Raw genomic sequence first — 18,172 nt, 5'->3', positions numbered from 1 at the left:
ACAAATATTGTTAAGAAAATATAAGTTTTACAAAGCAGACCACGAAAGCGCAGTTGTCGAAGAGACAACATACGCTTTTTTTGTCTAAGTACAAGTAGGCTGACCTTTTTGTTTGGGATTTGAACGCAACCAGTTCAACATATCGTCAATCGTATGCACCGGTACAATAAGCAGTTCGGGTGCTCCTCGTCTTGCTTCTGACTCATTTAGAGATGGAACAAAGAATACATCGGCATCCGTTCTGCTGACACTATAGGCTTTCTGCTCTAACCCTCCAACAGGACCGATCGAACCATCAGGCTCCATGGTACCCGTACCTGCAATACGATTGCCATAAGTAACACCACAAGGTGTAAGCTGATCAATCAATGTTAGTGCCAATACCGCCCCATGCGAGGGTCCCCCCTCATGCAGTAAATAGTTATGATATTTCACCGGCTCTGGAATATCATATTGCATCTCATTCGCCACTTGAATGCCGAAGGCAGCACGACTTGGGTCGTCCGGATTTACTCGAGTCTTAACCGAAAGACTAACTTGCTGTCCGCCGCGCAGCACCAACACCTTCACCTGATCCCCGGGCTTGGTCAATTTCATGCGGGCTGTCAGCTCTTGAACCGTTGTAACGCTATAATCATTTACTTCCTTGATCACATCGCTTAGCTGCAAGATGCCAGTGCCAGGACTATCTTTCAGAATAGCCGTGATACGAACACCGTGTGAGGTGATTCCCTTGCCTTTACCTACTTTCTGAAAAGCAATAGCACTTCCCGCGGCGTTCGCATCCGCCTTCATTGTACGTACTTCTTGATTGTACTCTCCCAAAGACATGCCAAGGTTCTTCGGTTCAAAGGTATACTTAGCAAAAAGCTTCGCATATAGCCAATCGATCGGGAATGCTGGCCGCTCAAAGACGAGCACACCCGAAATATCTCCATGAGCTTTTCCCTCATTTGCCTGTGCGTAGCGATTCATATTTAAGGTCAATCCTGGGTAAGTGACCATGGAATTCGTCGGCCAGAACATCACAAGCATTAGTAATAAAGTGGATATAAACAAAGTTATACTCTGAACAGGTATCTTGCGACGCATCCGTTCATGGAAAAATAAATCTATAAACACTAGTAACCAAGTTATTAGAAAAGTACTCACCGAAATTTCAATCTCTTTCGGAATTGTGAGCAGGATGATTACACTCACCAAGGAAGCAATGATTACCGCGACACTTCGAACACGACCCCAGGCATTTCCTTGCGAGAACATATGCCATAGTGCGCCAGCCATCCAAATAATAGGAATCAAGGCAAGCACATAGATCAGTAGATCAATCGCATCTATCCAATAAATCCTTATCCCAAATCGCAAGGGATCTGGCAGCCAAATTAATTCCCCTGTTATAGCTAATATCAGAGCCAAAACCATACCCAAGTAGTAAAGTCTTTGCCAGCGTGTCATCCCTCAAACATCCCCTATTTCACCGAATCGTAAATGTATCCATTCATTAACACCCAGCTTTAATAATAACGTTTAATCCTAAGAACAACAATTGGAGTTGATCATCTAATAAAAAATAGCAGACACCCTAATCATAAGGTATCTGCTGATTTTAACTAAGTTAACTCGTTCATATATTTCACAACTTCATCATAAGAGAGCTTACCTCCGAAAATATCTAAGGCACTCCCAATGGTAATATCAAGCTTTCCGCTGGACAACTCTTTGAATAGCTCAATATCCGCGAAAGATCTTGCCCCTCCTGCGTAGGTAGTAGGAATTACAACCCAATCTGCCAACGTACTGACCAGGCTTTGCTGAATCCCGCTTTGTTTGCCCTCTACATCAACAGCGTGGATCAAAAACTCATCACAATATTGTTCTAGAAACCGAATATTTTCTTTATTCAATTCAAAGTTACTCAATTGCTTCCACTGGTTGGTAGCTACGAACCATTTGCCATCCTTCTCTTTGCAGCTGAGATCTATGACCAAATTGTTTTTTCCCACCTCAGCTACGATTTGTTTCAAATTGTCCATATTCAGCTGCCCGTCGCGGAAAATATAGGAGGTCACAACGACGTGTGAGGCACCTTGCTCAAGATAATAGCTAGCATTCTCCGCATGAATACCACCGCCAATTTGCAAACCGCCGGGATACTCACGTAGCGCGTTCACAGCTTCATCCTTATTCCCGTCACCGAGCATGATGACATGTCCTCCAAGTAAATGATCCCTTTTGAACATCGCGGCATAATAGGTTGAGTCATAAGAGGAAACAAAATTTTCAATGATTTCCTTACCTTCCGTACTTAATGTCTCACCTACGATTTGTTTAACTTTACCGTTGTGTAAATCGATACAAGGTCTAAATTTCACGAAAATACCCCCACGAGAATCAATTGCTGCAAGATCAATTTTCTATCAATTATAGCACAAATAGCCCTCTAATGTTGCTCACAAGTCACTGCCATGTTATCGTTATATGGTTAATACTTCCAATTCCGCTTGGAGCTGATCAAATGAACCTAAACGATAGAACCTACAAGAATTTTCTCCCGCACTCCTTCAAACTAATTGTCTTGTTTATTAGCTTATACGGGTTAACTTTTGCGTTAGCAGCCCTATCCTACCCTATTTTTTCAAGTGTTCCTTATGACAGATCTATCACGAAGTCAGGCTTATATTATGGCCTTCTCTTTTCCATAGTACCTTATTTTTCAATAGGGTACTGGGTTCGGAATCAGCCTTACACGGGCAAAATCTTTGCCTCGTTCTCCCTACTTTTCATTTTATTCATGGAAAAAGTTGTTTTCATCTATATACTCGGAATTTTTGAAACTCTTCCATCACTCGGTCATAACTTGATACTACAGAGCGGATATAATTTAGCTTGTGAAGAACTTCCTTTCTACTGTCATCCGATGATCTACCTTGTTTTCGGAACACTTTTAGCAGCAGCTTCCTATTTGACAGCATTCCTCATGAAAGAAAACCCCATCCGTAGATGAGGTTTTCTTGATTTATATCTATAAGATTTACTTTTTAGTGAATCCTTCTTCTTCCAGATACTCTTGGACCTCTTCATAGGTTTCAAAAGCGGAGTCTAGATTGCTGCCTGCATAGATATACCATAAATCTTCAACGAAAGTAACGACCAAGAGATGGCCGTCTTCATCAATCCAGTGCTCTTCTTGTTGTTCTGTATCCATCTTTGGAAGCTTCTTGGATGTCTTACCCGTTAAAGAATGAATCGACTTCTCGATAATGTCGCGCAGCTCTTCCTCGCTGAAATCGCGGATATTGATTAACCCTTTGTTGTCCGTCGCATATCCTTTGATATATTCAGCGTACACAAATCCATTTCCGTTTGGGTGCAGGTGATAAACAACGGTCTTCTTATCATAAGCACTATCTTCATAATGAAAATTGATCCGTCCAAGTGATACATTTTTCCGCTCTAACTCGGGAAAAGATTCCACGATAGCTAATTTTTCTTCTAAACTAAGCATACAAGCCTCCGTAATTTACTCAATAACCTGAATTTTAAATACGTTCTCCAATTTTCCATCGGATCTTTTTTTCAAAGGCACTTTAATGTCTCTTCCGAGTTCTTTGAAAAAAGTTTCAACATCACATTGTACATTGGAAAGGATAACTTTGAATGAACCGTCTTCAACAATGTTCTGATTAGCTTCTGCAAGGACCTTAACATCTACCGCGTATTTCTTCGTTAACGTGTTGATGTATCGGCTGAAAATTTCAATTAATTCCTCATTGTTAAAATTTTCAATAACCAGTTTTCCCTTGTTCGTAAAATTTAAATGAACGTTCACTTTTAAATGTCCCCTTTTCCTTTAAACCGTTTATTTTCTTGTGGGTAAAAACATGCTGACCGTCTGGTTCTTCCTCATTGAAAAGGATCCAATCCCTTGTTGGCATCGTTGGCTTTACATCGATCAAATAATGCTTCTCTTCTATTTTACTTGTTTTTATGGGTATGAAGCAATACAAAAGCCAAATTCATTTTTAAAAATAAAAAGAAGCAGGTCATTCCCTGCCTCATCTTGTCTTATATTGTATAATTATAACACACTTTTATGAATTCTAAGCAAAAAGGATGGAATCCCAATGGCCTTTGGCATAAAAAGAGAAGAACTTCAACAATGGAAGGCTGCCGTTAGCCGCGGCGAGATTGCCTTTTTGACTCATTTCTGGCTGGATAAACGCTTTGTTGGCATTCGAACCGTCACGAAGGTGGGGTGTTCTGATTTGGATCGGTTATCCAAATGGTGTGTATCCCATGGACTGAACCCGCAATATATTCACTATAGTCCTTCCTATCCGCACTTCGACCTCTTCGGCCCCATGCAAAAGCGAATATTAGAACTCGAGAATAAATGGGAGCAGATCGAGAGATTCAAACTCTAAAAAATGTAAAACTAGTTATTACCGCTTTGCATGTTCAAATCGATGAATACCAAAATCAGTGAGCGTTGAAGCAAGAATGGCTTCTCGGAGTTTAGTTAATCTCGGTGTAAATCTTACTTCAATATTTAATGCCATTAATTGACCTAATAAATGACTAATGGGCTGCATGTCTAGAGGTCTGACCGTTTGCTGAGAAATGAAGTAACCTGCGGTTTCGTCAAACCGTTCAAAGCCTTCCCTTGCAAATGTATACCGATACATGGTTGTCTGACTGATCTGTGAATACCAATCGTTCTCCATCACCATGACCGTGTCTGAGGAACTTACTCCAAAAAACGTTCGCTCATCCTCTTCACTCATCATTGCTGACCTCTTGTAAACAATGCGCGGACAATTCCGTGGGACGTAAAAAGTAAAGGCATGTTCAGGGTCAATTGCCCATACAACCGGAGGCATGTCCGTACGATTTGCCTTTACTCTTGGGATGAATACCTCAATATCGGGTTCATGGCTAAAATGATATAATTCCATCGGATCACCTCTTCATGATCCATAATTCTAGAAGTATGATGAAATACCTTTATCTAACATTAAGTCTCGTATACATAAATAAACCTTATGCTATACTAAATATTTGTAAACACTAAATTGTAAATTTGGAGAACCTACCATGATCCCAAAACTTAAGATTACGTTTGTCCTCATTCTTTGCATCCTCTCACTTATATGCTTCTCTCTAGTTGCTACCCTCATTCAGGGCCAACAGCTCGCGCAATTCGATCACCACATGATTTCTATCATTCAAGGAATGGAATCGCCTGGACTCACCTTATTCATGAAAGTATTCACTATTATTGGTTCAACCCCGATAGTGGTCATACTTGCACTCTCTGCCATGCTTTTTCTTTATTTTGTTTTGCATCATCGCTTTGAGCTCATTTTCTTTATCTCCATAGTGGCAGGTACAGCCATTATTAATACTCTCCTCAAATTATATTTTGTTCGTCAAAGACCCGACTTACATAGACTTATACAAGAAACTGGCTACAGCTTTCCTAGTGGACATTCCATGGAAGCATTCGCACTTTACGCGTCACTTGCCTTTCTACTTTGGCGGCATCTCTCTACGAGAATCGGGAGAAGTATCATCATCATACTCTGTGTCCTTATGATCATCCTAATCGGTATGAGTAGGATTTATCTTGGGGTTCATTACCCTAGTGATGTCATTGGCGGATACTTGGCAAGCGGGGTCTATTTCACATTAGGAGTATGGCTCTTTCAATGGTATAAAGAGTATCGAGCTTACAATAAAAAAATAAAGCAAAAAAGTTCCTAACCGTTCAACATCAGCTGCGGAGGTAAATTGGCTAAGTATCCTTACTAATTTGCCTCAATCTCGTTTCAAATCGACTTATGAAGTCAATCGAATACTCGTCTATTTTTTCTATTTGATCACGGACAAGCCCTGGAAAGTCTGAATGATGGATATCTAGATAATCATCAAGTTCATTATACCAGGGTAATAAATTCATTTTAATAACTAGCACACGTTTTTTCACCTTCGGATTCCACCTTTACAACGCCATATTAAAGTTTATTCGCAACACGCTGTTTGTGTCCTAGTTGAATAAGCCAATTATAGTAGTGTTAATCCCCATTTCTTCTATTTCCTATGTAATAGCCCCACAGAAGATAGGGCTAGATTCATTAAAAAAACTTCAACGGTTTAATAGAAACTTAGCATATCGTAATGGTGTCTCATACGTATTTTTAAAAGTCTGATGCATTTTCAATTGCTTGAATTCATACCTCTGATCTCTTCCATTCACTTCAATAAGCTTAATTCTCCCATCATCGTCAACGCCAACATCTAATCCGACATCTGCTATGGCTGGAATTCGCTCACTCAGATTTTCAACTATCATCAAAGAAACTTGCTCAACAGCAGCCTTCATTCGGTAAGGATCAAAGCCGCTAGCCCGAAACAACTCTTCACATCGCTTAGCTTCTCCGCCTTTAGCCAGATTCGTAACATGTCTACCTGATGCAGCAACTTTGCCTGCAATGCCTGTTATCTGCCACTTCCCTTTATCTCCGCGCTGGGCAGAAATCCTTAGATCATACGGTCGACCATGATACGTTGCCAAAGATATCGCTTGTTGGATGAGATAGCTTTGTGTTCCAACCTTTTCATGGATAACAGCTTGTGATTTCTTTTCACTTAGCATTTTCGGTTCATTATTACTCCAACAAAGCTGCCAATCCTCGTTTCCCTTCTGAGTGATTTTAATCACCCCTTTACCAATGCTGCTATTCGTTGGTTTAATGTAAAGTGACGAAAATCTTTCCATAGCGTCTACCAATTGTTCACGTGAATAAGCCATAGATTCAGGAAGATACTCTCGAATTGATTTGTTTGTCGTTAGTAACTTGTGAATACGAAGTTTATCATGGCGATTTTGCCCATTGAATACAATACTTGAATTGGAAAGAAGCGCTAATTGCTTTTGTAAATACGGTGTAAGCGTCATTGCACGGTTATGAGTGACTTTAGGAATAGGGAGCCTAATAAGTCGATACTTTTTATTTTCATAGCATAAACCTAGAGCTGACTTCTCACTAATATGCTGGAGGCACATGTAGAAAGGCGTCATTCCGAGATTTTCTGCGGCTTTATTGTAAAGATCGATTCGCTCATATCCAGTCTGCTGCCTGTGAATGCCTAAATAAGTTCTTCGGTCTAGAAGAATTCCAACCACACTGCGCACGTTATCACCTTCCGTCTAATAGGATCATCTTTTACACTGTATGCAGTCAGAGTCCACCTGGTCCAAATAGCTGCAAAAAAGAGCCGCACATGGCAGCTCTCCGTTTTTAACTATAGCTCCTAATACATGTAAACCATCATTTCCTCATCATAGCCCTGACCCTCATATTCCAAAGCATTAGGTTCAACACCATACGACTCAAAGCCTAATTTGCGGTAGAGGTCAAGAGCTGCTCCGTTCGTGGTTACAACACTAAGGGTCACTTGCTTCAAACCTTTTAGTTGTTTCCCTCTATGGATCACTTCTACCATTAATTGTTTCGCAATCCCTTCCCCGCGGTAGTTCTCCGATACGTATACACCCCAAATAAAGGCTTTATGTTTCAGTTTTAGACTTTGCTCTCGTTTAAATCCTACTGTCCCGATAAGCTGACCTTCTGCTGTAAAAGCACCCAATATATAATTGCTGCTGTCTTGACCAATTCGTTTCTCCACTTCTTCCATTGGCAGTAAGACCGATTCTTCATAAGCAGCGCCGAATGCAGTAGGGTGTTTTTGCAGTGCCTCAAGCCGCAGCTCCCAATAGCCCTTGGCTTCTTCTACTCGGATATTTCTGATGTCGATTTTAACACTACTCATATATTCACCATCCTATACTTTCAAACCAGAGTCCCTGTTGTTTCTTCTCTAAAGCAAGCCGTATATAGGTAACCATATTGTCTGGAAGCTCCTTCAAATGGAACCACTTCAATTGCTCGCACTTCTCTGGCTCTTTATTCGTAATCTCACCCTGCCAGCTATGTACGTTTAGAAAGAAGTCCACCCATTCCGACGTCGTATTTTTGCGATGCATAACACCGATGATTTCAATATCTGTAGGCTTGATGACAACCCCAGCTTCTTCTTCCGCTTCTCTTATTGCAGCTGCGATGACCTCTTCACCGCCATCCATCCTGCCTGCAACAACGCTCCAATTTCCGTCTTGAAACCCGGTATTTTGTCTCTTCAATAATAAAACTTCTTCGTTTCTATAAAACAATACGTGCACGGAGCCATATAAAATAGGTGTTCTCAAAATGATCCTCCTTGATTTGCATTTCCTTATCATGTTTCCTTTAAATCCCACTAACGAATAACTAATTTTAACAAATTGCACTTTGTATTGTAAATTGTTAAGCAAAATAAACGGCTACGCCGTCCTCTTAGGACGGAAGCGTTTATCTAGAAATATAGCCAGCTTATTGTGTGAAACATATAAAATCTTATATTTCAAAAAAGGGAGCCAAACGGCCCCCTCAATTGCTTCTTATTCATTAACATTCAGACTCTGATAGGACAAAGCAACATCCAATTGGCCATCATCGTTTGGTAACATCGCGATATCAACTTTCCCGTTTCCATCGAAATCAGCAACTGTTAAACGTCCATTCATTAGGCCCCATGGTCCAAAAACCGAAAGCAGCTTGTATTCATTCTCCGTTGTCTGTAGATATACACGGTTCGTTAAATTTTTGGTGTCGGTGCGTAAAATATCTTCTTTGCCATCTCCGTTAAAATCACCGAACTGGACGCCGCCAAGCTCATCAGGAATGTTCAGTGAAACCTTATTCAGCTTCCATTGCATGTTCGCTGTATCCAATTCAAACTCCACACCTTGGGAGGTATTCTCTTTAAACAAAAACAAGCGTTGATTATCCTCATTTCGTAAATTTCTCACAAGTAAATCCCTTGAAGAATTGGACCTGAATGTATATGGCTTAATTTCTTTAACCTTCCCATCATGCATATAAACACCTAGAAGTTGACTTCGATCTTTCGATTGACCGGCAAGGATACAGTCCCCATTAGGCTGACGCAATTCATACAAATCGTACCAACGTTTAGCCGGAATCGTCCAACTTTGTTGTCGTACGAACGAAGTCCCATTTGAAGAATAACTCTCAAGCTTGCCGGAAGGTCGAACGACCCAAAGCCCTTTTTTATTCCGATCATTCATCCCATTAAGTGTAAAAGATGAGCCATCTGCATACGGCAAGGACATCCAAACCTGAGGCACAGGTTGGTTTTCATTGCGTAATCCTGTGTACTGAGCTTGAATGACCGACAGATTAGAGGTCTTTTTATCCCATGTCACAATGTCATCTTGATTCCTGCCTGTAACGTTACCAATTTGTACGAGCGTAGATTTCGTGCTGCCTACCTTCAGACTCACAGATGGTGCAAAGGGTACGTAATCATGAATGGAATAGAACGGATAACCCTTCATATGAATTTGTGTGATTAGCCTTTGTAACACACTTTTATTCTCACCAGCGTATTGATATTGCGGTATACCGTCCTTCCATATCTGTTCACCCCAACCATCCACAACCGGCACGAGATGACTGAACTCCAAAAAAGGATGATAGAAAAAGGAGTTAATTCGCCCTGTTTTCCCCATTTGATTAAGAATAAACTTCTCATCTTTTCCACTTGGTATATATGAAAGAGTTGTCGGTACGAATACATTGCCAAACGACGTATTTCCAAAGCCCTTATTTTGAGCATTCTTGTATTGAGCTGCAGGTGGGTTGGAATCGATCGTAACATCTGGTTGATATAAGAGGCCGAAATAAGAACGAAACACCTTATCCTGTTCTGGCGTTGTATGATAATGCGGCGCTTCCCAGAAATGAGGCGATAAATTCGCAAGGCGAAAACGGCGATAACCTTCCTGCACACGCTGTTCCGCAAAAGCAGTAGTCGCTGTTTCAGGCATATCGATCACATTAAATTCGTTGCCTTGACCTGAGGCTTGATGTCCATCCTCACGATAAACATTTCCTACCTGATGGGTATAACCATGCATGCCGATAGATCCGCCGTGATCAACAGCGTCTCTTAGGACTCGATCAAAAGCTTGAATATAGTCATTATCTAATTGATCGATAGCACGATCATAACGTGTACCATCTTGACTTATATTGATCCAACGCGGGACGACCGCCATACTGAAGTGAACATGCTGCTGATGTAGATAATCAAAGACGGCTCTCAGCTTTCCGAGCCCTTCAGGTGTACTATAATAGCCACCAGGACCTATGTCCTCTAACCGAAGCATCATGAATCGCGGATTATTGTCGGCTCCTTCAACGGTAATGATGTGATATAAACCGATGTATAAGCTTAACGAAACGATGCCTGCTATCACATACCGCATCCAATTGTTTTTCTGTAATAAGATCCTCAACATGCAAACTCCCCCCAAGGATGCTGGATCATTTTTCTAAACCAAGCGATTCACAAACACTTTAGGTTTATTGGACTATATCCATGAAAAATTGTCTATTATAAGTTATTACGATAATTTTTGGTATTATTAATTGAAGTGCTTATACCAAATGCCTGCATACTCAGGTACCACATGCCAATTATTTTCCCTTACTTGATTTCCAAAATCTTCTCCAAAGAAATACGAGGTTAACTGTACAGCCTCATTCACATCTTTGAACTTATAATCAGTAGCTAACGAGGAGTGCTCAAACCCATATTCGGTTTCTAACAAATGATAATAGGGTGCCAAATAATCATATCTCGTCGGTTCCGCAAACCCCGTTCCCAAAGTTTCCAGAATAATCACCGTACCGTCTGGTCTAAGAATGCGTCTAATTTCAGACATCATTTGTATCAAATTATTCTCCCAATCCACATTATTCGAACTAGCCAGATAACATAAGCTCCACCCTGCTACAACGAGATCCTTGCTAGCATCATCAATTGGCAATGCTCTATGGTCAGAAACAATCGTTCGCCAGTTACTATTAGAAGATAATGTAGTTAACTTTTTCTCTAACACTTTCAGCATGGCCTTGGAACTGTCCAGACACCAAAGCGAATTGGCTTCTGCGGCCAGAAACATAGAAAGCCTTCCTGTCCCTGCCCCTAAGTCCACCACATCCAATTGCTCATAAGGCCTTATCTCATGAATCACCTTTGCTAAATTGGGTTGCTTACTAATTAATTGGTCGTATGTTTCTGCGTTATCTTGATAAATGTTATGATCTCGAGACATACTGATTCCTCCTTCAAGTTTTTCTAAGAATAAACCTTAACCTCAGGTTAAGGTCAAGCGCTAGAAGGAGTTTTGAGAAGAGATAGACTTGAATGCGCTTACAAATTAGACATCACAAATACACTCCAATCTTATCACGCTGTTCATGATTTGAAAATAAAAAAGGATACCGCTTTCAGGTTTGACTCAGTGGGACTGAAATGCTACAATTCAAGCAAATTTGGTTGCAAATCATGATTGGAGGGAATGCTCCTGCATCATTTAAAACATAAATGGCAGTGGACGATTTTGGTCTGGATCATTCTTGGGCTGTTCGTGTTTCCTTTGACACCGCCAATTTCACATCACTATTCTACCGATACCGATATACTCGTTCTATCCAATACGACCCATGTCTTAACCGTTCAAGATCAACCGCCTACCAGAGAAACCATACGAGCTCACGAAGACCAGATTCAGAGACACGAAGATTATGACAAACAATATGAGATGACCGTATTTGTCGTTTTTATTGTTTTTATATTATCCAAAATATGGGAGCGATTAAAAGGTATCTTATTAGCTTTTCTTAAATTCATATCGGGTTACACGGGCCTCATTCCTTCATTTTTCATTAGAACCCAACGGAATGAAATTTGGAAAAGAGGAACCCATCATGTCAAACTTATCAGCTGGAGCTGAACAAGCACGCTCCCAACATCAAAAAATAACCCGCATTAAATTTATACGTAGAATTTTTTTCATGCTCGTCGGATCTGCCTTATTTTCTATTGGTTTAGAAATTTTCTTAGTCCCCAACAATATTATTGATGGCGGCGTTGTAGGGATTTCAATCATCCTCTCTCATTTGACAAAAATCCCATTAGGCGTATTTCTCGTTATTTTGAATTTACCCTTCTTACTTTTAGGTTACAAACAAATCGGCAAAACATTTGCCATTTCTACCTTGTTCTCTGTTGTCCTTATGTCCATAGGAACCTCCCTACTGCATCCGGTACAAGCGATTACGATTGATCCTTTGCTAGCCGCAGTTTTCGGTGGAATCATACTTGGTATCGGTGTAGGATTAGTCATTCGCTCAGGCGGTTCGCTTGATGGAACAGAAATTGTCGCCATTGTATTTAGTAAAAAATCGCCATTCTCGGTCGGTGAAATCGTGATGTTTTTCAACTTCTTTATTCTCGCCAGCGCAGGCTTTGTCTTTGGTTGGGATCATGCGATGTACTCGCTCATTGCGTATTACATTGCTTTCAAAATGATTGATATCACCATCGAAGGCCTGGATCAATCCAAAGCCGTATGGATTATCAGCGATGAATCCGACAAGATTGGGGAAACCATAACGTTTCGACTTGGCCGCGGCGTAACCTATCTTAAGGGCGAAGGCGCATTTACAGGAGATGACAAGAAAGTGATCTTCAGCGTCATCACCCGACTAGAAGAAGCCAAGCTCAAGTCAATCTTGGACGAATTGGATCCCAAAGCTTTCCTCGCCATCGGCAATATCCATGATGTAAAAGGCGGCAGATTTAAGAAGAAAGATATTCATTAAAGGGAAATGACAAAGAAGAGGTTAAACAGAGCTTACTGTTTAACCTCTTTTATTTTTTGCACGATTGGGCCGTGGCCTTAAAGAGGATACAGCCGGATTTGGCTTATTTAAGATTGATTTTCATCGCTAAGGTGCCACTTTGCGCGCACAACCTAACCTTAGCGGTATAAATCAGCTTTACAGACTGCAAAAGAGAGAATCGAACCGTTTTGCTGACAACTCTTACTATCTCAATTCATCTCCCACATCTTCATCCTTTCGCTCAGCCACTTCCGCCATTGGATGATATACAACAGATATCTGATCTCAACACGGAATTAGTCATTTGATTGGACAAAATCCAATCAAATGTTCAGAAATCGAGGGTTTGAGTCAAATTCAGACGTCTCCATTGGAAATATCCAATGCAGTACCCCATCCCGCTCTCAGTTTTGGAAAAACACTGTATTAAATCCAATGGAAAAGATGTCTGGGATGAAGATATGTATGAGGAAGTGAGGTACGAATATGCAAATAAGGACTGGAATGAAGATACGTATGAGAGGAAGTGATGGACCATTTACAACTCTTACTTTCTCAATTCATCTCTAGCTAGCTCTGTTTGTATTCTATGAGTTGAGCGAAGAGTGAGCATCCTATTATCGCCGAAGTAACTTGCTACCATAGCCAGTGGAAACATAGACATCAACAAATTCCCCCTGCCACCTTAAAGAATCAGCACACAAGCGCCCTAGTTCCAGTAGTTCCTTAGATCAACCTTCTGGCTAAGCTTGGCACTTTCGAGTGCGCCAAGGACCATCGCCATGCTCTTGATGTTGTCGCGGCAGTCCGTCTCCGCGCGGCGGCCCTCTTCCAGCGCCGCGAACATCTCGTCAAGACAGCCGGCGTGGCCGCTGCGGCCGGGCCAGTTCACATCCGCGTCCACTCTCGTGTAGTCGCGGATGAACTTGCCGGCTTGGTCGCCGGCGGCGACGATCTCGGCGTACGGTGCGCCGCTTCCGTCCCACAGAGCGGTGCCCTGCTCGCCGGTCACACGCCAAGCCGCCTCCCATGAGGTCGGCGCCCCTTCCGCGCACCAGGAGCCGCGGTAACAGAACACAGTGCCGTCTGACATCTCATAGATGCAGATGGCAGAGGCATTCCCGGCGTACCACGAGCCGGGCGGGTTGAATTCCTGGCAGTACACCGAGACGGGGTCTGCCCCAGTAATAAACCGAGCCTGATCGAACGTATGGATCGCCATGTCTAGAATAAGCGGGCTTTCCATCGCCTCGCGAAAGCCCCCAAAATGCGGCCCCAAGAAGAAATCGGCGCCGACATAACCAACGCGGCCAATCGTGCCCGCGTTGATGATCTCCCGCAGTGAACGGATGTTCGCGTCGTAGCGACGGTTCTGCATGACGGAGAAGGATCTTTCCGTCCGCTCCGCCAGCTGCACTAGCTCCCGCGCTTCCGCCATCGTGGCGGCCATCGGCTTCTCGCCGAAGACGTCACATCCCTGCCGGAGTGCTGTACCGCACACTTGGAAATGGCTGGACGGAATCGTGATGTCCAGTACCAGATTAGCACCGCTTTCCTGAATAGCTTGCTCCAGATTGGTATAGACGCCGCAGGTAAGACCATGGCGGTCAGCCATGGCTTGTGCGAATTCCGTCTTAATATCAACAAGCGCGACAATGTCGCTATCCTCACGTTTTAACATATACTCGACCCATACATTCGCCATGCTGCCGCAACCAACGACCACGATGTGATACTTACTCATCTCGTACATTCCTCCAATATCATCCCTAAATTGCGTATAGCTGCCTTATTACGCTTTATTTTATCCCTTTTCCTAGGGATATTCTCTATCCAATCTTGTGAGAATAGGGTCAAATATTGTGCCCAGTAATTAATCCCCTCGGTATGGCTCAAACAAATCAAACATAAAGTGCATGGCCTCTTCCTCATCTTTGCCTTTTGTGAGCAAACGAAGTGTTGTTCCAGCTTTGATCGGGACTAGAAGCATGCCCAAAAGACTTTTTACATCCACAATATGGTGCTTATGATCAAGATCGAAGTCTATTGTAATGTCCGAAATAAAATGAGAAGATTTAACAGATATGGCCGATAAATCGCCTCGTTGTAAATCTGAATGGATCTCAAATTCATGTACTCTCATATATGAACCTTCCTTATAAATAAATTTCGGTTCAGTTGCTCTTCCTGCGATATTTCTTCCATTTGCGATAGCTTCTCCTAACTACATTCAAAGCAAAGTCGGGAATAGGCATTTTACGCACCCAAGGATAATAGAAACGGTCATAGGCACTTTTTAAATCGTCCCACATCGGACAATATTCGCTTTTCATAAAGTCAGACACGTCGACTACTAATCCTCTGCCATCATTCATCATCACATTTTTCCCATGTACGTCATGTGGGTTTAGACCTCTACTTACTGCGTAAGCAAGTGCTTCATCTATGTCTGTAATGACCTGTCGTGGAATCGGAAGCCCTCGATGTAAGCATTTGTATAAAGTAACTCCGGTCAAACGTCGCAGTACCAAATAATTGTCCCCTGCATGCATGCATTCTGAAAATGCGGGATGTTTACCTAGACGTCGATAAACTTCTGTTTCCTCTTGGATTCCCGGTCTGCCTGGCGCATATACTTTAACCACAACCTCGGGATAATTCGGATGTGAGAGTACAGCTGCATAATTACCTGAACCAACTACCTTCCATGGCTTAGGTTTATAGTGTACGACAATAGGATCATAAGGTTGTTCACTGTAAAGCTCCAAATTCGGAAGCAATTGATGTTCAATTTCAATCAGCCAAGGCTTTAACATACTTCTATTTCTGCTCCCCTCCCATATTCTCATCCTATGTGCAGGTTACGGAATCATGGTTTGTTAATTGCTGCTATGTGTGGTATTATACAAAGATATTTGTGTAAAGTGAAGTGTTGAATATGCCCTATTATTATAATTTGCTAGATTCCCATATAAAAATGAAGCTAATCCCTTGACCCTTGGTCAAGGGATTTTTTTTCCTTGGGGAAACACTTCTGGAGGAGGTCATCATTGATGTACGACAACAACAAATCATCTTTCTGGGCAATATGGCTATCCCTCATCAGCAATATTATTCTCACCGCAATGAAAATCGTGATAGGTTTACTGTTTCACAGTGAGGTTTTGTTAGCAGACGGGGTTCATAACGCAGGTGATATTATTGCCACAATCGCAGCACTCAGCGCGATGCAAATTTCCAAGCTTCCGGCCGATGAAGACCACCCCTATGGCCATGGCAAAGCAGAGGTGTTAGGTTCTGGATTTGTAGCTTTTATCCTTGCGCTAGCAGCCATTTATATTGCCTATCATTCGACATCCGCATTTTTCCACGAACCTTTAGCGCCAAGCTTAGTTGCTTTTATTGCTGCAGCTGTTTCTATGGCTTGGAAATATGTCCTCTATGCGTATACGATGCAAATTGGCAGCAAAACGAACAGTAAGGGGCTGATTGCTACAGCCAAGGATCACTTGGCCGATGTTTACGCCTCACTGGCGGCAGTTATTGGAATTGGATTGGCCTTTGTTGGTAAAACTTATAACATTCACTGGTTATCTTACGGAGATGCAGCGGCGGGAATTATCGTTTCATTATTAGTTTTGAGATTAGCTGTGGAAATGGGCAAGGAAGCCTTTGATGTCCTGATGGAGAAAACGGTGGATCAACAAAAGCTGCACCAGTATACGCAGTTAATCCAAGCGGTTCCACAGGTAAAACGAATTGATCGTATTCGCGCAAGGGAACACGGTCATTACATTTTAGTGGATGCCAGAGTTGCGATTCCTGGTGAGCTCACGATCCAACAAGGTCATGATATCTCCCGTGCTATCAAGAAATCCATTATGGAACAGCATGGTGACGTAGATGAAGTCCTTATCCATTTGAACCCTTGGTATAAAGAATGACTGTCCATTTTTCATTTTATTAAAATAAGTTTATAATGGCTCAATAACATGAAAATAACAGAAAGCGGTGCTGAGATGTCAAGCAATGCTTATTATTTAATCTTTTCTGTCATTTTAATAGCGGCAGTTTTATTTACAGTGATCATTGGTCACTCCCGAACAAATAAAGAAGGCAATCCCGAATATGACAACAAAACCAAAGGAAATTGGTCTCGACTGACGTTATTCTATGTTGTTGCGATTGCCCTTGGAGTGCTTGCGCTGATTCTCTATGTAGTTAACCGTACATCCTCGTAAATGAAAAAGACGCTAGTCAGGATCTTCATCCTGATTAGCGTCTTTTTTGTAATTCTCACCTGAAGGCCTTACTTCTCTTCAAAAAAACGAAGATAAGCGCCATAGCCTTCCTTATCCAGATCTGATAACGGAATAAACCGAAGTGCAGCTGAATTAATGCAGTATCTGAGACCATTAGGCCCTGGACCATCATTAAATACGTGACCTAGGTGGGAATCAGCTTCATGACTTCGCACCTCTGTACGCACCATGAAATGACTAGTGTCTGTTTTCTCTTTTACACTTCCTTCAAAGACGGGTTTCGTGAAGCTAGGCCAGCCACAGCCGGAATCAAATTTGTCAAAGGAGCTGAATAATGGCTCGCCCGAAACGATGTCCACATACAAGCCCTTCTCATGAGAGTCCCAGAACTCATTCTCAAATGGCCGCTCTGTCCCATTATTTTGCGTTACTTCAAATTGAATCGGTGTTAATTTTTGCTTACGTTCCGCTTTATCCTTGGCTGTGTTCCAATGCTTCTCAATATAGGAATCACGTCCTGATCCTTTGCGGTAGGCCTTGTAATGCTGCGGATTTTTGTGATGGTAGTCCTGATGATAATCTTCCCCTGGATAAAAGGCTTCAGCATCAATCCGAACAATCTCCGTCACGATGGGCCGATCGAATCGACCGCTATCCTGAAGTGCTTGCTTGGAAGCTTCCGCTTTCTCTTTCTGCTCGTCACTATGGGCGAAAATCCCAGTCCGGTAAGACGATCCGCGGTCATGGAACTGACCTCCTGCATCCGTGGGATCAATCTGACGCCAAAATGTATCAAGTAATTTATCATAAGGATATAGTTCGGGGTCAAATGTAATTTGAACCGCTTCTGCATGTCCTGTTGTCTCCGAGCATACTTCCTTGTAAGTCGGATTGCTTGTGTGACCGCCAATATAACCTGACACAACGGATATAATACCTGGCAGTTCCTCAAATGGTGTAACCATACACCAGAAACATCCACCAGCAAAAGTCGCCTTTTCATAATTGCCTTGTTGAACGTTATCAACCATTTCTGCATCACCTCTTCCTTTCGAATCCCCTCTATCATACCAAAAAATGAGCGAACAACCA

21 protein-coding genes are annotated in these 18,172 nt (G+C 42.1%); 6 read left to right on the top strand and 15 right to left on the bottom strand.

What is annotated here, in order from left to right; translation table 11 throughout:
• Positions 1-84: 84 nt before the first annotated feature.
• The 4 genes from GC102_RS17040 to GC102_RS17025 all read right to left on the bottom strand — a co-directional run bounded on the left by GC102_RS17040 (position 85) and on the right by GC102_RS17025 (position 3,829).
• A complete protein-coding gene (locus GC102_RS17040; RefSeq protein WP_171690611.1) occupies positions 85-1,455 on the bottom strand; it encodes a PDZ domain-containing protein in 1,371 nt (456 codons plus the stop codon).
• A 155-nt stretch (positions 1,456-1,610) separates the two neighbouring features.
• Positions 1,611-2,372, bottom strand: a complete 762-nt coding sequence (hisA, locus tag GC102_RS17035) for a phosphoribosylformimino-5-aminoimidazole carboxamide ribotide isomerase (RefSeq protein ID WP_171690610.1) — start codon at positions 2,370-2,372, stop codon at positions 1,611-1,613.
• A 659-nt stretch (positions 2,373-3,031) separates the two neighbouring features.
• On the bottom strand, positions 3,032-3,505 hold the full coding sequence (locus tag GC102_RS17030) for a hypothetical protein (RefSeq protein WP_171690609.1): 474 nt from the start codon (positions 3,503-3,505) through the stop codon (positions 3,032-3,034).
• A 15-nt stretch (positions 3,506-3,520) separates the two neighbouring features.
• Positions 3,521-3,829 carry a hypothetical protein gene (locus GC102_RS17025; RefSeq protein WP_029198301.1) on the bottom strand — a complete coding sequence of 103 codons (309 nt, stop codon included), beginning with the start codon at positions 3,827-3,829 and terminating at the stop codon, positions 3,521-3,523.
• A gap of 295 nt (positions 3,830-4,124) precedes the next feature.
• Between GC102_RS17025 and GC102_RS17020 the strand changes: the two genes are divergently transcribed.
• Positions 4,125-4,424 (top strand): hypothetical protein, encoded by a 300-nt coding sequence (locus GC102_RS17020; RefSeq protein ID WP_171690608.1) that lies wholly within the window; start codon positions 4,125-4,127, stop codon positions 4,422-4,424.
• Positions 4,425-4,442: 18 nt separating this feature from the next.
• Here GC102_RS17020 and GC102_RS17015 read toward each other — a convergent pair whose 3' ends face one another.
• Complete coding sequence (locus tag GC102_RS17015) at positions 4,443-4,955, bottom strand: DUF6886 family protein (RefSeq protein WP_171690607.1); 513 nt, start codon at positions 4,953-4,955, stop codon at positions 4,443-4,445.
• 139 nt (positions 4,956-5,094) lie between these two features.
• On the opposite strand from GC102_RS17015, the gene GC102_RS17010 reads away from it, so the two are divergent.
• Positions 5,095-5,763 (top strand): phosphatase PAP2 family protein, encoded by a 669-nt coding sequence (locus tag GC102_RS17010; protein ID WP_171690606.1) that lies wholly within the window; start codon positions 5,095-5,097, stop codon positions 5,761-5,763.
• Positions 5,764-5,794: 31 nt separating this feature from the next.
• Here GC102_RS17010 and GC102_RS17005 read toward each other — a convergent pair whose 3' ends face one another.
• The 6 genes from GC102_RS17005 to GC102_RS16980 form a co-directional block, all read right to left on the bottom strand.
• Positions 5,795-5,986, bottom strand: coding sequence for a hypothetical protein (locus tag GC102_RS17005; protein WP_171690605.1), 192 nt, complete (start codon positions 5,984-5,986; stop codon positions 5,795-5,797).
• A 159-nt stretch (positions 5,987-6,145) separates the two neighbouring features.
• On the bottom strand, positions 6,146-7,195 hold the full coding sequence (locus GC102_RS17000; protein WP_171690604.1) for a YheC/YheD family endospore coat-associated protein: 1,050 nt from the start codon (positions 7,193-7,195) through the stop codon (positions 6,146-6,148).
• A 119-nt stretch (positions 7,196-7,314) separates the two neighbouring features.
• On the bottom strand, positions 7,315-7,833 hold the full coding sequence (locus tag GC102_RS16995; RefSeq protein WP_171690603.1) for a GNAT family N-acetyltransferase: 519 nt from the start codon (positions 7,831-7,833) through the stop codon (positions 7,315-7,317).
• A 4-nt stretch (positions 7,834-7,837) separates the two neighbouring features.
• Positions 7,838-8,269, bottom strand: a complete 432-nt coding sequence (locus GC102_RS16990; RefSeq protein ID WP_171690602.1) for an NUDIX domain-containing protein — start codon at positions 8,267-8,269, stop codon at positions 7,838-7,840.
• Positions 8,270-8,500: 231 nt separating this feature from the next.
• On the bottom strand, positions 8,501-10,426 hold the full coding sequence (locus tag GC102_RS16985; RefSeq protein WP_171690601.1) for a DUF2334 domain-containing protein: 1,926 nt from the start codon (positions 10,424-10,426) through the stop codon (positions 8,501-8,503).
• 126 nt (positions 10,427-10,552) lie between these two features.
• Positions 10,553-11,245, bottom strand: coding sequence for a class I SAM-dependent methyltransferase (locus GC102_RS16980; protein ID WP_171690600.1), 693 nt, complete (start codon positions 11,243-11,245; stop codon positions 10,553-10,555).
• 246 nt (positions 11,246-11,491) lie between these two features.
• On the opposite strand from GC102_RS16980, the gene GC102_RS16975 reads away from it, so the two are divergent.
• Together GC102_RS16975 and GC102_RS16970 are read left to right on the top strand one after the other, a co-directional pair.
• Positions 11,492-11,926 carry a hypothetical protein gene (locus tag GC102_RS16975; protein WP_171690599.1) on the top strand — a complete coding sequence of 145 codons (435 nt, stop codon included), beginning with the start codon at positions 11,492-11,494 and terminating at the stop codon, positions 11,924-11,926.
• A complete protein-coding gene (locus GC102_RS16970; RefSeq protein ID WP_171690598.1) occupies positions 11,901-12,797 on the top strand; it encodes a YitT family protein in 897 nt (298 codons plus the stop codon). Before GC102_RS16975 ends, GC102_RS16970 begins: the two co-directional genes overlap by 26 nt.
• A 730-nt stretch (positions 12,798-13,527) precedes the next feature.
• Here the strand turns inward: GC102_RS16970 and GC102_RS16965 are convergent.
• From GC102_RS16965 to GC102_RS16955, 3 genes are all read right to left on the bottom strand, one after another.
• Positions 13,528-14,562: a Gfo/Idh/MocA family protein gene (locus GC102_RS16965; RefSeq protein ID WP_171690597.1), complete on the bottom strand. Its 1,035-nt coding sequence runs from the start codon at positions 14,560-14,562 to the stop codon at positions 13,528-13,530.
• Between the two features lie 129 nt (positions 14,563-14,691).
• Positions 14,692-14,961: an HPr family phosphocarrier protein gene (locus tag GC102_RS16960; protein ID WP_171690596.1), complete on the bottom strand. Its 270-nt coding sequence runs from the start codon at positions 14,959-14,961 to the stop codon at positions 14,692-14,694.
• A gap of 31 nt (positions 14,962-14,992) precedes the next feature.
• The gene (locus GC102_RS16955) at positions 14,993-15,634 is read right to left on the bottom strand and encodes a serine/threonine-protein kinase (protein ID WP_216628080.1); all 642 of its coding nucleotides are present in this window, start codon (positions 15,632-15,634) and stop codon (positions 14,993-14,995) included.
• 237 nt (positions 15,635-15,871) lie between these two features.
• On the opposite strand from GC102_RS16955, the gene GC102_RS16950 reads away from it, so the two are divergent.
• Both GC102_RS16950 and GC102_RS16945 read left to right on the top strand, forming a co-directional pair.
• Positions 15,872-16,762 (top strand): cation diffusion facilitator family transporter, encoded by an 891-nt coding sequence (locus GC102_RS16950; protein WP_171690594.1) that lies wholly within the window; start codon positions 15,872-15,874, stop codon positions 16,760-16,762.
• Between the two features lie 48 nt (positions 16,763-16,810).
• Positions 16,811-17,059 (top strand): hypothetical protein, encoded by a 249-nt coding sequence (locus tag GC102_RS16945; protein ID WP_246320962.1) that lies wholly within the window; start codon positions 16,811-16,813, stop codon positions 17,057-17,059.
• A 68-nt stretch (positions 17,060-17,127) separates the two neighbouring features.
• On the opposite strand, the gene msrB is transcribed toward GC102_RS16945, so the two are convergent.
• Positions 17,128-18,111, bottom strand: coding sequence for a peptide-methionine (R)-S-oxide reductase MsrB (gene msrB / locus GC102_RS16940; protein WP_171690593.1), 984 nt, complete (start codon positions 18,109-18,111; stop codon positions 17,128-17,130).
• Positions 18,112-18,172 lie beyond the last annotated feature (61 nt).

The organism is Paenibacillus germinis, assembly GCF_013141785.1.
GTDB classification, from domain to species: Bacteria; Bacillota; Bacilli; order Paenibacillales; family NBRC-103111; genus Paenibacillus_E; species Paenibacillus_E phytorum.
Note: the sequence above shows the minus strand (reverse complement) of the source record. Positions and strands in the feature narration are given on the sequence as shown.